Genomic DNA, 13,560 nt, shown 5'->3' with positions numbered 1-13,560 from the left:
GAGGAGGTGCAGGCGGACCCCGGCACGGCTCATTACTGGATCGTCATTGCTTCCAGGTCGGGTGCCTTTTCAACGAACTTGTACTTGAGCATCAGTTCGCCCATGTCGTTGAGCTGTTCGGTGCGCAGCTCGGCGTCGTACTGCTCCATCTTCAGATTGGCTGCCACCTCTGCAGGCATGTTCATGAAGGCCGGGAGGACTGCCTTGACGTCGTCAATGTTGGCTTCTGCCTGCTCCAGGAGGTCTTCCATGGCGGTCTTGAACTTCTCCACCGTTTCCGGGCTGGAGGAGGCATAGTTGCCGGACGTGAAGGTCACCATGGTGGGCATGCCCGGGACGGCTTCCTGGTTGGAGTAGCCCACCAGGACGTTGTCCGGGTTGGACAGTGCCTTGCTGAGGAAGGGTTCCGGAATCCAGATGGCGTCCGTGTTGCCGAGGTCCAGCTGGGCTTCCATGTCCGGGAACGGCATCTCGGAGAACTTGATCTGCGTGGGATCAGCCCCGGCCAGGGATGCTGCTTCCATGATGGTCAGGTCGCCCTGGGTGTTCACTGCGTTGACACTGGCGGTTTTGCCCTCCAGGTCGGCGAAGCTGGTGATGCCGGAATCCGCCCGTGCCACCACGCCGTTGATGTCTTCGCCTTCGGCGTAGGAGTTGGAGTACCCGGTGACGATCTTCATGTCCAGGCCCTTGTCTTTGGCCACCATGACGGTCAGCGGGTTGCCGACGGCGAAGTTCATGTCTCCGGTGGAGACTGCCGGGAGCATGGCTGCGCCGCCCTGGCCGGTCTGGAGTTCAACGTCCAGTCCGTGCTCCTCGAAGATGCCTTCGTCCACGCCGTACTGCATGGCGGCCGAGGGCGCGATGCCGATGACGCCAACGACGATCTTTTCGAGCTCGCCGCCCGCTGCAGCGGATCCGGACGCGGACGGGGAGGAGCTTGAATCGCTGCCGGACAGGCTGCCGCCGCCGCAGCCCGCCAGTGCCAGGGTGGCGACTGCGCCGAGCGCAAGGGCCTTGGCAGCCCGCCGGGTAATGAAGTGCCTCATGACTTTCCTCTTCCTTGAGGGGAGAAATGGATACTGCTGGAGGGGTGGTGCTGGTGGTGCATTGGTGCTGCCCGAACCGCGGACGGGGCCGGGAGTGCGGCTGGCAGGTTAGGCGTAGAACCGTGCCAGGAACTCTGCGACGACGGCGGGACGTTCTTCGCCGTCGATCTCGATGGTGTTGGACGTCTTGATCTGCACGCCGCCCTTAACCTCGGTGACCTCGGAGATTACCGAGTGGAGGCGGACCTTGGAACCCACCTTCACCGGGTTGGTGAACCGGACCCGGTCCAGGCCGTAGTTGACCTTGGTCTTCACGCCGTCGACGTCGAAGAGCGAGCTCCACAGCGGAATGATCAGGGACAGGGTCAGGAAACCGTGCGCGATCGGGGCGCCGAAGGGGCCATCCTTCGCCTTTTCCGGATCGGTGTGGATCCACTGATGATCATCAGTGGCGTCCGCGAACGTGTTGATCTGGTTCTGGGTGATCTCGATGTAGTCGGTGTAGCCGAGGTCCTTGCCTACCAGGGACGGCAGTTCTTCGAAGGTGACAACAGTGGCACTCATGTGTTTTTTCCTAGCGTTTAGTTGGTAGCGGTCTCGGGCTGGAGCTCGGCGGGCAGCGGCGGGAACTTCTCGCCCACACTTTGCTGCTTCCCGGCGAAGGGGAAGCCTTCGGCAAGATCCTCGTAGCTCCAGCCGCCGTCGCGGTATTCGGATTCGACTGCTTCCGGGTGGGACCACAGCTGCAGGCGGTCACCGCCCACTCCGATTGCCTGGCCGGTGATGCCGGCTGCCTCTTCGGAGGCCAGGAAGGCGATCAGGCCGGCAACGTCCTCGGCCGTCCCGAAGCCGAGTGTCTTGCGGAAGAAATCGGGCATGGCCTCGCCCCGCTCGTCCGCTTCGACGGCGGCCGCGAAGTACGGCACGGTCTTGGTCATGGCGGTTGCCGCCACCGGAATGACGGCGTTGGCGGTGACGCCGGCCTTCTTCATTTCCAGGGCCCAGGTCCGTACCATCCCAACAATCCCGGCCTTGGCGGCTGCGTAGTTGGTCTGCCCGAAGTTTCCGCGCTGGCCGGTGGGGGATCCAATGGCGATGATCCGGCCCTGAACATTGTTTTCCTTGAAGTACGCGTAGGCTTCCCGCACGCAGGTGAACGTTCCGCGCAGGTGCACGTTGATCACCAGGTCAAAGTCCTCATCCGTCATCTTCAGCAGGGACTTATCCCGCAGCACGCCGGCGTTGGTGACCAGGATGTCCAGGCCGCCGAAGTTTTCCACGGCGGCGTTCACCAGCGCCTTGGCGGTCTCGGTGGAACCTACCGGAGCCACTACGGCCACGGCACGGCCGCCGTCGGCGGTGATGGTCGCCGCGGCTTCCTCAGCGACGGCGGCGTCGACGTCGTTGACCACCACTGCCGCGCCCTGCCGTGCCAGTTCGCGGGCGTAGGCCAGGCCCAGCCCCCGTCCGCTGCCGGTAACGATCGCAACTTTGCCCTGAAGGGACATTCGAACTCCTCATGATTGTGTCCTGTCTCACACCATGACATCCGAGATAGTTGAGAAAGTCAACAGTTGAAACGGGGCGTACTCTTGACTCATGACTGAGACGGCCCACCCAACTGCGCGCGCTGCAGCACCCCCGTCACCCGAAGCCGGAATCGAGCGCCTGTACTCATCCGATCTGGCCAACGAGACGGAATTTCTTGCCGCACGTGCACGCTCGGTGGGTTCACGGCGTGCCAACGAACATTTGGCGGCGCTGGACCTGAAGGTCCGGTCCTATTCGGTCCTGTCCCTGGCGTGCAGCGGGCTGAACCCCTCCCAGCGGGAACTGGCCGAGTTCCTGTTCCTGGACCCGAGCCAGATCGTTGCGCTGGTGGACCAGCTTGAAAAGCGCGGAGCCGTGAAACGCAAGGCAGATCCGCGGGACCGCCGGTCCAACATCATCACCCCGACGGCGGCAGGCAAGCGCCTGTATGCCCAGGCGGCCGCGGTGGTCCGAGGAGCCGGGGAGGCCTCACTCGGAGCGCTCTCCCCCGCCGAGCGGAACCAACTGAGGGACCTGCTGCGCCGGGTGGCCTTCGCAGACCAGGCCTAGCCCTTTCCCAGCGCGCTGTTCATGACGCGTGTGAGTGACGCGAACCGCGGGTTGGCAGCGAGGTCTTCGACCAGTACCGGTTTCCCGTCCGGGCCGGCCAGTGGAATGCACCAGTTCGGATATTCACGCGCCGTCCCCGGCTGGTTCTGTGTGCGGCGCTCACCGACGGCATCCACCAGGCCCACCCCCACCAGCGACGAGGGGCTCAGGGCGATGAGCCGGTGCAGTGCCTCCACCGTCTCCTGCTCGGAGGCACCCGGTTCCAGCAGTCCGTGCCGGCGGGCCAGGTCGAGGATGCCGCGGGTGGCGGCGGCATCCAGTTCGCGTTCTTCCTCCACCGGACGGTTCAGCAGTCCCAGCGAATCCCGCAGCGTGACGTGCTCTCCGGCCAGGTATCCGGCTGCCGGCGGCAGGTCGTGGGTGCCGATCGTGGCCAGCGCCCCCGGCCGGTACTCCGCGGGCTCCCGCGGCCCCTCCCCGGTCTGTTCGAACCACAGGATCGACGTGCCAAGCACGCCCCGCTCCGCCAGGTAGCCCTGGACCCAGGGTTCGAACACCCCAAGGTCCTCGCCGATCACGACGGCGCCGGCCCGGTGCGCTTCCAGGACAAGGATCCCCACCAGCGCCTCATGGTCATAGTAGACGTACGCGCCTTTGCCCGGCTCCTGTCCCCTCGGGATCCACCAGAGACGGAACAGGCCCAGGATATGGTCCACGCGGACACCACCGGCATGGCGCAGGATGGTGCGCAGCATGTCCCGGTACGCGCCGTAGCCGCTTGCCGCGAGGCGGTCCGGATCCCAGGGCGGCTGGCTCCAGTCCTGGCCAATCTGGTTGAACATGTCCGGAGGCGCGCCCACGGAGACCTCCGGGGCCATCACGTCCCGCAGCGTCCAGGCATCGGCGCCGCCGGGATGGACCCCCACGGCGAGGTCGTGGACGATTCCGATTCCCATGCCCGCGCTGAGTGCTGCCCGCTGGGCAGATTCGAGCTGCTCGTCGCAGATCCACTGCAGCCACTTGTAGAACATGGTTTCGTCCGCGAGTTCGGCGGATTTCTCCGCCGCCAGGGCACTGTGCAGCCCTTCCTGCCATTCGGCCGCTTCCGGAGGATAGTCGGCCGCGAGGGCACACCACAGGGCAAAGCTCTCCAGGCCGGGCCCCGCCTCGCGGACGAAGGCCTCGAACTGCTGCGCCCGGGCGGGGCTGCGCGGCACCTGGTAGACCGCGCGGAGTGCCTGGAGCTTGGCGGCGTAGGACGAGTTGCGGTCCAGCAGCCGCCCATCGCGGTCCACTGCCCGCTGGTTCGCGGCCAGGGCCTCGATCCCGGCACGCTCCGACCCGGGAAGATAGGCATACTCCTCGATCGCTTCCACCCGGATGTAGAGCGGGTGGAAGAAGCGGCGGGTGGCCGGAAGGTAGGGCGAGCCCTCGACGGGAGGCACTGGTTCGGCAGCGTGGAGCGGGTTGATGAGCATAAAGGCAGCGCCGGCGCTGCCTGACACGGCAGAGAGGTCCGCGAGGTCGGAAAGGTCCCCGATCCCCCAGGACCGTTCGGACCGCACGGAGTAAAGCTGGGCCATCATCCCCCACCCCCGGCCCCCTGTGTTCGGAGCGGGCAGTCGGTCAGGGGTGACCGCCAGGACGGACTGTTCTTCCCGTCCGGGGCAGGAAACGTGCAGGGCATGCCATCCCAGCGGCAGGCCGGCCGGGAGCAGCAGCTGCCTGGCTTCCAGTTCGACGCCGTTCATGATCGCTGTTTCGGCCGTCTGTTCCGCAGCCGGCGGGGAGGGCAGCGGCACGGAGCTGCCGTCCTCCAGGGTGATCCAGGCCCGCGCCTCGGCTCCGCGGGGCACATGGACCGTGACTGGCAGGGGCTGCTGCCGGCGCAGGACTACCGTGGGCGGCAGCATACTGCGCCAGGGCGCCAGGGCCGCTTCCGCCAGGGATGCCTCGGCCTGCTCCCGGGTCGCTGCCGGCGCTCCGCGGGCAGCGAGGACGCTGATGAGGGAAGCATCCGAGACCTGCTGGACACCGCCGTCCCAGCCGGTGAAGGTTGTGGCAACGTTCTTGGCTTCTGCCAGCTGCTCCAGCAGCTCCCTTGCCGGTGCGGCGCCGTCGTCGTATTCCGTCATCGGGTCTCCACAGTCATGCGTGCCAATCTAGGCGCAAAGGCACCCCAAGGACAGGGGCGGGGTGGTCCGTGCAGCCAAAGCACCGCGGTGCTGGACGTCAGGGCCGTTTTTCAACCAGCCGCCAGACGTCCTGGTAGTCCACATGCTCCGCATAGGGGGCGGCCAGCGCAGCGAGCGCCAGCGTGGTCCATTCCAGTTCGTCCGCATAGGTGCGGCTGTCCCCTTCAGCGTCCTGCAGCATGCGGGAAAGCGCGTTGCGCCGGGCGCCGCCAATGATGTCAATCAGCATCAGCTTGGCCTCACACTCGCGCAGCAGGCGCTCTTCATACCAGCGGTCAGAGAGCGAAATCTCGGAGCCGCCCAGCAGCTTGCGTGACTCCGCGGCGTCTTCGTGAAAGCGCGTCAGCAGGAAATCCACGATGTCCATGCCCAGACTTTACGCGCAGGGTATCCTCCGCGTCAGGGGTCCGCGGGCGTTCCGGGAATATTTTCGTGCACTTGACTGGTTGACATAACTAGGTCCCCTATCGAAGACCCCAGCCAACTATCCAGGAGTTCAGTTTGCCCTCAGCCTGCGCGTCCCCATCCCGTTCCAATGCCCCTGCCCGCCGCGTCCGCAATGTCAGCTCGATCCACCGCGGAGACTACGTCGAAGCCCGCAGCGGCGACGAGGTCTACTACCGCGGAGAAGTCCGCGACACAGCGCCCGGACTCGCAACCCTGTGGCTCAATGACGAGGAAACCGGGATGCACACGGCCGTGAGCACGGAGGACTTCACCATTTGGCGCACCCAGCGCTAAACCCGTCCGCCTGACGGGACCGCCCGGCTCAGCCAGCCGTCAGGCTCAGTCGAGCATCGCACCGGCGCTGATATTGATGGTGGTCCCGGTGATGCTCGCCGCCATGTCCGAAGCAGCGAAAACAGCCGCGTTCCCAACATCCTCCAGCGTTGCCGCCCGGTTCAGCAGCGTCGCTGCGGCGATGGATCCGGCTATTCCTTCCCGTCCCTCCATGGCGGCGGGGAGGGATTCCGGGACACCGCCGGAGCGCAGTGTCACCACCCGGATGCCGAACGGGCCCAGTTCGATGGCGAGCTGGCGGCGCATCGATTCGATGGCTTCCAGGGCTGTGACCAGCCCGCCAAGATACTGTCCCCGGTCTTCGGTTCCCGAACCGCCAAAAGCCAGGATCACCCCGGATTTCTGTTCCATCATGTGCCGTGCGGCCGCCTGCGCCGTGATAAAGGTTGCCTGCACGGCGGTGGAAACCGGCCGAAGGTAGTCCTCCAGGTACATGGCGGCCATGGGTGTGCCCTGGACGTCGCCGTGCTGGATCACGTTGAGGGAGATGTCCAGGCTCCCTGCCGCCGCGGCGACGTCATCCGCATGCTCGTTGACCGCTTCCTGGTTCAGCGCGTCCAGCACTGCTGATTCCGCCAGTCCGCCGGCGGCCCGGATTTCCGCGGCCACCTCCTGCAGCGGCTCTGCGTGCCTGCCGGCCAGGAAGACCCGTGCGCCCTCGCGGGCAAACGCGCGCGCCGCGGCGCCGCCAATCGATCCGCCGCCGCCGTAGATGACCGCATTCCTGCCGTTGAGGAGCATGCCGGTGTCCTTGCCTGAAGAGAATGTGGACGCAGTGCGCCTCATTCTGGCACCGGAGCAATCAGAGGGCCAGAGTCCAGGCCACGTCGGCCGGATCGACGCGGTCAAGCCGGGCAGGATTCCACTGCGGCTCGTTCCGGTCCAGGAGGCGGGCGCGGACGCCCTCACGGAAATCGGGGCGTCCGATCATCCTCTCCGCCATCACCAGGTCACGCTGCAGGACCGTGCCGAGGTCCGGTTCCTGTGCGGCGGCGCGCAGCGCGGCAAGCGCAACCCCCAGCGAAAACGGTGCCATGGCCCGAATGGCCCGGGCTGCTTCCGCTGCGGCCGGCGCCGGGTGCCGCTCCAGGTTCTGCAGGATGGCGGCCACGTCCCCTCCCCTGTAGCACTCGTCGATCCAGTCCTGCTCGGCGGCGAGCGGCGCGGCCGGAGGTTCGACGGCGAACGCGGCCACCACATCCGCGGCGCTGCTGCCCGCGGATTCAAGCGCGGCCAGCAGGTCGGCTAGCGACCCGGAAGGGACGTAGAAGTCCGCGAAACCGCACAGCACGGCGTCGGCACCGGTCATCGATCCAGCGGTCAGCGCCAGGTGGGTGCCGAGTTCGCCCGGTGCGCCGGAGAGCAGGAGGGACCCGGCGCAGTCGGGGCTGAAGCCGATGCGCACCTCCGGCATGGCAGCAGTGGTCCTTTCGGTGGCGATCCGGATCCCGGCGTGTCCGGAGACCCCAATACCGCCGCCCATGACCACACCGTCCATCACTGCGACATACGGCTTGGGGAAAGCGGCCACCCGCGCATCGAGCGCGTATTCGGCGGTCCAGAACTCCATGGCCTGTTCATCCGTGCCTGACGCAATCGCACGGATGTCACCGCCCGCGCACAGTCCGCGTTCACCGGCACCGTAAAGCACCACGGCCTGCACGGCACTGTCTGCCGCCCAGTCCTGCAGTACCCGGTCCATAGCCCGCACCATGTCCAGGGTCATGGCGTTGAGGGCCCGCGGCCGGTTCAGCCGGATGGTTCCCAAGGTGCCGGAGGTCCAGGCCTGCAGTTCTTTCGTGGCGTGCGGGGAGGTTTGAACCGTTGCGGGGGCGGGCGAGGAATTCATGCCCGCTAGCATCCCAAGTTTTTCCATCCGGCCCAACTCCGGACAGCGCCGGGAACGCAGCTGCGCCGGCTGCAGGCGATGTTGCCCGCAGCCGGCGCAGCTGTGTTTACCGGATGTTCCGCTCTCCTACCAGCGGACCTTGCGTTCGCGGCGGCCCTGGCGGCCGGTTACATGGTTGGGCTTCCCGCCCTTGCCCAGGCTTTGCCAGCCGGGCAGGTTGGCTTCCTGCTCGCGGGCGGCCGCTAGCCGCTGGAGGCCTTCCTCACTGAGGCGGCGGGCGGCTGCGGGGGCAATATTGACCTGCAGCTGCGTCTCCTCCTCAGCGGAGGAGCGGGCAGGCAGACCGGCTGGTTCGAGCGGTTCCTGTGCGGGATTGGATGTAGGTTCAGTCATGGTTTGCTCCAGTTCATCTCTGGCGTGGCTGTGCCAGGGTGAGCCCTTCCGGGCACGCCGGGAATACTTTCCACGGCGGGATTTCGAGCTGCAGACGGAAGGACGCCTGGCCTTGGCCAGCGGTTGCGGGTGGGTCTGCGTTGAGCGGTTTGCGCCACTGTGAAGGGCCGGAGTGTTCCGGCGGGCGCAGTTCGCTACTCGAAAATGAGCGTATCCATGTGCAGGACCCTAACAAGCGCAGAAGGTAATGAAAAGAGCGAATCCACGAACCGCGTGAATTACCGGAATCCGCCGTCACTGCTCAGCACCTGGCCCACCATCCACCGCCCTTCGTCGCTGACGAGCCACGCGATGAGCCGCGCCGGATCATCCGGTTCACCAAACCTGCCCGCAGGGAAATGTGCCAGCACATCAGCGAGGACCTCCGGCGGCCGGTCGGCCGTCTCCACCGTCAGGTATCCAGTGTTGACTGGCCCGGGGTTCACCGTGTTGAGGAGGATTCCCCGGCGCGCCAGGTCCGCCGCCACGGACGGAGTGATGCCGGCAAGGGCGGCCTTGGACGTCGCGTAGGCAATTTCCGAGTCCATGACCCCGCGGTTGATCTGCCCGGACGTCATCCAGATCACCCTGCCTCCGGGCCGGCCGTCATGCTGCGCCGCGAACTCGCGGGTGGCGAGCAGCGTGGAGCGGGTATTGACCTGCCAGTGGGCATCGAGCTTTTCCGGGGTCATCTCCGCCAGCGGGCCGTCCCCGCCGCTGCGCGCGTGGTTGCAGACCAGGATGTCCAGGTGGCCCAGTTCCGCGGCTGCGGCACTGACCAGTTCCGAAGCGGCTTCAGGCTCGGCCAGGTCGATGCTCCGGTGCGCCAGGACTGCCTCCGGGGCGAGCTGCCCGCGCAGCCCCTCCGCGACGGCGTCGAGGGAGTCCCCGCCCCACGGCTGGTCCAGGTCATGCGGTTGGTAGTGGGCGGTGAAAAGGCTGGCTCCCATCCGGGCGAGCCGCGACGCCACGGCATAGCCAATGCCCTGGCGGCGGCTCACCCCGGTGACGACGGCGGCACGGCCCGCCAGCGGGAGGGGACTTTCCAGTGTCACGGCCTTCCTGGCTCGGTGTCGGCAATGGGGCTCGGGGTGCCGAAGCGGTGGGCCGTGATACTGATCGCCTGTTCGTGCAGGAACGGCAGCAGTTCAACCCTTCCCGATTCGGTGACCGGCTGCGCGTAAACCGCACAGTCCGGCCGCCCGCCAAGGGCCGCTGCCAATGCCCTGCGGTCTCCGCCCAGCAACCGGATCCGGGACGGAGGGGCGTCCGCTGTTCCCATCCGGGATAGCCATTCGGCGTCATTTTCAACCGTGACGGAACAGGAGAAAGCGGCCAGGACAGCGGTAATACCCGGAGCCAGCGCATCCGGAACCGAGACCGTGACGTGGGATTCCGCCAGCAGTGCCGCCGAGAGGACGCGCAGCACGGACGCTTGCGGTTCGGATTCCGCGAGCCGGACGTGGACGGGAACCGGCAGGTAGCGGAAGAGGTTCCGTTCCGCACTGAGACCGGAGACGTCTCGGACCTGGCCGTACTCGGCCGCCCAGGCTGCGGCGTCGGACGCAGCTGCCCGGTGCAGGAAGGCGAGGTCCGAACTGGGAAGCACTGATGCGCCGCCGGCTTGGTCCAGCAGGGTGCGGACCTTGTCCCCCGGAGCCGCGTCTGCCGTGGAGGGCCCGGTGCTCCAGCTGCCCAGTCCCAGCAGGTAGTTGGGGCCGCCCGCCTTGGTTCCGGCCCCCACCGAGGACTTCTTCCATCCGCCGAAGGGCTGCCTGCGGACAATTGCGCCGGTGATTCCACGGTTGACGTAGAGGTTCCCCGCTTCAACCGCCCCCGTCCACCAGCGGATCTCTTCCGGGTCCAGCGAATGCAGTCCGGCGGTGAGGCCGTAGTCCACCTGGTTCTGCAGCCGGACTGCATCCTCAAGCGTGTCTGCCCGCATCACGCCCAGTACCGGGCCGAAGTACTCGGTGAGGTGGAACTCCGAGCCCGGCTGTACCCCGGCACGGATTCCCGGGGACCAAAGCCGTCCCTCGGCGTCGAGCTTTTGGGGCTGGAGCACCCAGGTCTCCCCAGCGCCCAGTTCGGTGAGTCCGCGCAGCAGTTTGCCGGCAGCAGGTTCAATGACGGGCCCCATTTGTGTCCGGGGGTCCTCCGGCTGCCCCACTACGAGGGACTGGACGGCGTCCAGCAGCTGGTGGTGGAAACGGCGGGACTCAGCCACGGAGCCCACCAGGATCACCAGTGAGGCTGCCGAACACTTCTGCCCGGCGTGCCCGAACGCCGACGCCGCCACGTCACGGGCGGCGAGGTCGAAGTCCGCGCTGGGGGTCACCACAATGGCGTTCTTGCCCGACGTTTCTGCCAGCAGCTCAAGGTCGGGGCGGAAGGAGCGGAACATTTCAGCAGTTTCGTAGGCGCCGGTCAGGATGACCCGGTCCACTGCCGGATGGGAAATGAGTTCGCGGCCCAGCTCGGACTCGCCCAGCTGCACGAAGCGCAGGACGTCCCTGGGCACGCCGGCTTCCCACAGCGCTTCCGCCAGTACCGCCCCGCACCGTGCTGCCGGTCCTGCCGGCTTGAGGATCACGGATGAGCCTGCCGCCAAAGCCGCCAGCGTTGAACCGGCCGGGATTGCCACCGGGAAGTTCCACGGCGGCGTGACGAGCGTGAGGCGGGCTGGATGGAACCGCGCGCCGTCGACGGCGTCCAGTTCACGCGCCCGCTCGGCGTAGTAGTGGGCGAAATCGATGGCCTCGGATACCTCGGGATCGCCCTGGTCCAAGGTCTTGCCCGCCTCGGCCGCCATGACTTCGAGCAGCTGGGCGCGCCGGGCTTCCAGGATGTCCCCGGCCCGGTGCAGGATCTCCGCGCGTCCGGTTCCGCCGAGGGCTGCCCAGTTCTCCTGGGCGGTCACCGCACCGTTCAGGAGTTCGTCGAGCTGCTCTTCGGTTACCACCCGCGATGCAGAGACGAGCTCACGCCCGAGGTCCGATCCGGGTACCCGGGACAGGATGTCCCGGCCCCAGCCGCGGTTGGCAGGCAGGGAAGGATCCGTGTCCGGGGTGTTCGCGAATTCGTCCGGCCCGGGCTCGGGTGCCCGGGTACGGTCCTGCTGGCGGCGGGGAGCCGGAACGCTGCTGTCCACCGCGGCCAGGGAGTCGAGGAAGCGCTGCTTCTCGCGCTCGAACAGTGTTTCTTCGTCCGCCAGGTCGAAGACGGCGGACATGAAGTTCTCACTGCTGGCCCCTTCCTCCAGCCGCCGCACCAGGTAGGCGATGGCGACGTCGAACTCCTGCGGGTGCACTACCGGGGTGTAAAGCAGCAGTGAACCGACTTCCTTCCGGACCACCTCTGCCTGTGCGGCTGCCATTCCGAGCAGCATTTCGACGTCGATCCCGTCCCGGACTCCCCGGGCGCCGGCGAGCAGCCAGGCGTAGGCGATGTCAAAGAGGTTGTGGCCGGCGACGCCGATGCGGACGTTGCGGATTCGCTCCGGGTGCAGGGCGTAGTCCAGGACGCGCTTGTAGTTCGTGTCCGTTTCGAGCTTCGAACCCCAGGTGGCCAGGGGCCATCCGTGCAGGGATGCCTCCACCTGTTCCATGGGGAGGTTGGCCCCCTTGACCAGCCGGACCTTGACGGGGGCACCTCCGGCGGCGCAGCGGGCGGCGGCAAAGTCCTGGAGCTGCTGCATGGCTGCCAGCGCGTCCGGCAGGTAGGCCTGCAGGACCAGTCCGGCTTCGAGGTTGTGGAACTCCGGACGGGAGAGCAGTTCCATGAAGACCGCCATGGTCAGTTCAAGGTCCTTGTACTCCTCCATGTCCAGGTTGATGAACTTGGGGCGGGGAGATTCGGCGGCGAGCCGGTACAGCGGGGCGAGGGTCTCCGCCACATCGGCGACGGCTTCGTCAAAGGCCCACGGGGCGTGCGGCGCCACGGTGGAGGAGACTTTGATGCTGACGTAGTCCACGTCGCTGCGTTCCAGCAGCCTGCGGGTGCCTTCCAGCCGGCGTTCGGCTTCCCGGCGTCCCAGCACCGCTTCTCCGAGCAGGTTCATGTTCAGCCGCACGCCGTCACGGCGCAGCCGGGCGATTGACTGGCCGAGGCGCTCCTCGGAAGCGTCGATGATCAGGTGGCCTACCATCCTGCGCAGTGCCCGGCGGGCTGCGGGCACCACTACGGAAGGAACAGCCGGCCCCAGCACTCCGCCGGTGCGTACGGCGGCTTTCAGGTACCAGGGCAGGAAGTCCGGAACCCGGGGGGCGAGCGTGGCGAGGTTGCGGGCAGCGACCTGCAGGTCTTCGGGGCGGATGACCCCGTCAACGAATCCGACCGTGAAGCCGAGGCCGCCGGGGTCTTTGAGGATTCCGGCCAGCTGCGCGGCAGAGGCGTCCACTTCGAGAGTGGACGCCTCTGCGAGCCAGGTGCGGACCAGCTGGATCGTTTCCTCTGCGAGGTGGGCAGATTCGGGATCGGAGCTGTAGTGGGCATCATTGCCGGGGTGTGGCGATGTGGTGTGGGTCATCCTCCCAGTATTGGAGTCTTTCCTCCTGACGGGAAGGGGTTACCGGTTTCACCTGCGGTTATGTTCCTCCGCGCCGCACAGGTCAGGCCTGCGGGTACGCTCCGTACTGCGGGGCGCCGGCGTCGTAACGGGCACCTTCCGGCTTGCTCGGCATCAGGGCCAGCACCAGGAGGGCGAGTCCACCGAGGCCCGGAACCAGGGCCAGAAGGAACAGCCAGCCGGTGAAGCCGCCGTCGTGCAGGCGGCGCACGGTCAACGCGATGCCCGGCACCAGGGTGGCCAGGCCCCAGAGTCCGATCAGCGCGTAGGGGAACAGGAAGCTGGTGCCCTCCAGCTCTCCAGTCACCGTATTCACGCTGCCAACAGCGGCGGTGATGGTCCAGATGCCCAGCACGGTGAGAACTACCGCGTTCACCAGCGTCCACCACCAGTACTCGCTGCGGCTCGCTCGGCCGGAAAACGTGGCGTACTTCTTGAAAAAGCGCTTGACGGCGTCGCCGATCCCGGCTCCGTAAAGCGGCTGGGACAGGTCCGTGGCGCCGGGCTGGCCCGGCGCGTACGGGTTGGATGCAGAGTGCTGTGCCATGTTGGTGTTCCCCCTGTAGC

The 13,560-nt window shown here is 67.0% G+C and carries 13 protein-coding genes; 2 read left to right on the top strand and 11 right to left on the bottom strand.

Annotation, left to right across the window (positions count from 1 at the left end; translation table 11 throughout):
• Positions 1-32 precede the first annotated feature (32 nt).
• The 3 genes from ACSLGO_RS00130 to ACSLGO_RS00120 form a co-directional block, all read right to left on the bottom strand.
• Entirely contained in the window at positions 33-1,049 is a 1,017-nt protein-coding gene (locus ACSLGO_RS00130) for an ABC transporter substrate-binding protein (protein ID WP_176697515.1), read from the bottom strand.
• Between the two features lie 108 nt (positions 1,050-1,157).
• Complete coding sequence (locus ACSLGO_RS00125; protein ID WP_091601471.1) at positions 1,158-1,613, bottom strand: MaoC family dehydratase; 456 nt, start codon at positions 1,611-1,613, stop codon at positions 1,158-1,160.
• Between the two features lie 17 nt (positions 1,614-1,630).
• On the bottom strand, positions 1,631-2,557 hold the full coding sequence (locus ACSLGO_RS00120; RefSeq protein WP_091601469.1) for an SDR family oxidoreductase: 927 nt from the start codon (positions 2,555-2,557) through the stop codon (positions 1,631-1,633).
• A gap of 91 nt (positions 2,558-2,648) precedes the next feature.
• Here ACSLGO_RS00120 and ACSLGO_RS00115 point away from each other — a divergent pair, with 91 nt between their 5' ends.
• Positions 2,649-3,149, top strand: a complete 501-nt coding sequence (locus tag ACSLGO_RS00115) for a MarR family winged helix-turn-helix transcriptional regulator (RefSeq protein ID WP_419242404.1) — start codon at positions 2,649-2,651, stop codon at positions 3,147-3,149.
• Here ACSLGO_RS00115 and malQ read toward each other — a convergent pair.
• Positions 3,146-5,284: a 4-alpha-glucanotransferase gene (gene malQ / locus ACSLGO_RS00110; RefSeq protein ID WP_436399669.1), complete on the bottom strand. Its 2,139-nt coding sequence runs from the start codon at positions 5,282-5,284 to the stop codon at positions 3,146-3,148. The genes ACSLGO_RS00115 and malQ overlap by 4 nt on opposite strands.
• Positions 5,285-5,381: 97 nt before the next feature.
• Positions 5,382-5,711: a DUF6221 family protein gene (locus tag ACSLGO_RS00105; RefSeq protein ID WP_152273896.1), complete on the bottom strand. Its 330-nt coding sequence runs from the start codon at positions 5,709-5,711 to the stop codon at positions 5,382-5,384.
• Between the two features lie 134 nt (positions 5,712-5,845).
• Here ACSLGO_RS00105 and ACSLGO_RS00100 point away from each other — a divergent pair, with 134 nt between their 5' ends.
• Positions 5,846-6,085: a hypothetical protein gene (locus tag ACSLGO_RS00100; RefSeq protein WP_091601461.1), complete on the top strand. Its 240-nt coding sequence runs from the start codon at positions 5,846-5,848 to the stop codon at positions 6,083-6,085.
• Positions 6,086-6,130: 45 nt separating this feature from the next.
• Here ACSLGO_RS00100 and ACSLGO_RS00095 read toward each other — a convergent pair whose 3' ends face one another.
• From ACSLGO_RS00095 to ACSLGO_RS00070, 6 genes are all read right to left on the bottom strand, one after another.
• Positions 6,131-6,886 carry an SDR family NAD(P)-dependent oxidoreductase gene (locus ACSLGO_RS00095; protein WP_152274226.1) on the bottom strand — a complete coding sequence of 252 codons (756 nt, stop codon included), beginning with the start codon at positions 6,884-6,886 and terminating at the stop codon, positions 6,131-6,133.
• Positions 6,887-6,947: 61 nt separating this feature from the next.
• Positions 6,948-7,994 carry an enoyl-CoA hydratase/isomerase family protein gene (locus ACSLGO_RS00090; RefSeq protein WP_325785993.1) on the bottom strand — a complete coding sequence of 349 codons (1,047 nt, stop codon included), beginning with the start codon at positions 7,992-7,994 and terminating at the stop codon, positions 6,948-6,950.
• Between the two features lie 126 nt (positions 7,995-8,120).
• Complete coding sequence (locus tag ACSLGO_RS00085; protein WP_386917161.1) at positions 8,121-8,387, bottom strand: hypothetical protein; 267 nt, start codon at positions 8,385-8,387, stop codon at positions 8,121-8,123.
• Positions 8,388-8,665: 278 nt separating this feature from the next.
• On the bottom strand, positions 8,666-9,481 hold the full coding sequence (locus tag ACSLGO_RS00080; RefSeq protein ID WP_436399668.1) for an SDR family oxidoreductase: 816 nt from the start codon (positions 9,479-9,481) through the stop codon (positions 8,666-8,668).
• A complete protein-coding gene (locus ACSLGO_RS00075) occupies positions 9,478-12,954 on the bottom strand; it encodes a bifunctional proline dehydrogenase/L-glutamate gamma-semialdehyde dehydrogenase (protein WP_436399667.1) in 3,477 nt (1,158 codons plus the stop codon). Before ACSLGO_RS00075 ends, ACSLGO_RS00080 begins: the two co-directional genes overlap by 4 nt.
• Positions 12,955-13,036: 82 nt before the next feature.
• Positions 13,037-13,540 carry a DUF805 domain-containing protein gene (locus ACSLGO_RS00070; RefSeq protein ID WP_325785998.1) on the bottom strand — a complete coding sequence of 168 codons (504 nt, stop codon included), beginning with the start codon at positions 13,538-13,540 and terminating at the stop codon, positions 13,037-13,039.
• Positions 13,541-13,560: the final 20 nt, after the last annotated feature.

It is taken from the genome of Arthrobacter sp. IK3, from assembly GCF_051337705.1.
GTDB lineage: Bacteria > Actinomycetota > Actinomycetes > Actinomycetales > Micrococcaceae > Arthrobacter_B > Arthrobacter_B koreensis.
The sequence above is the reverse complement of the archived record's forward strand: the minus strand, read 5'-3'. Positions and strand labels throughout refer to the sequence as shown.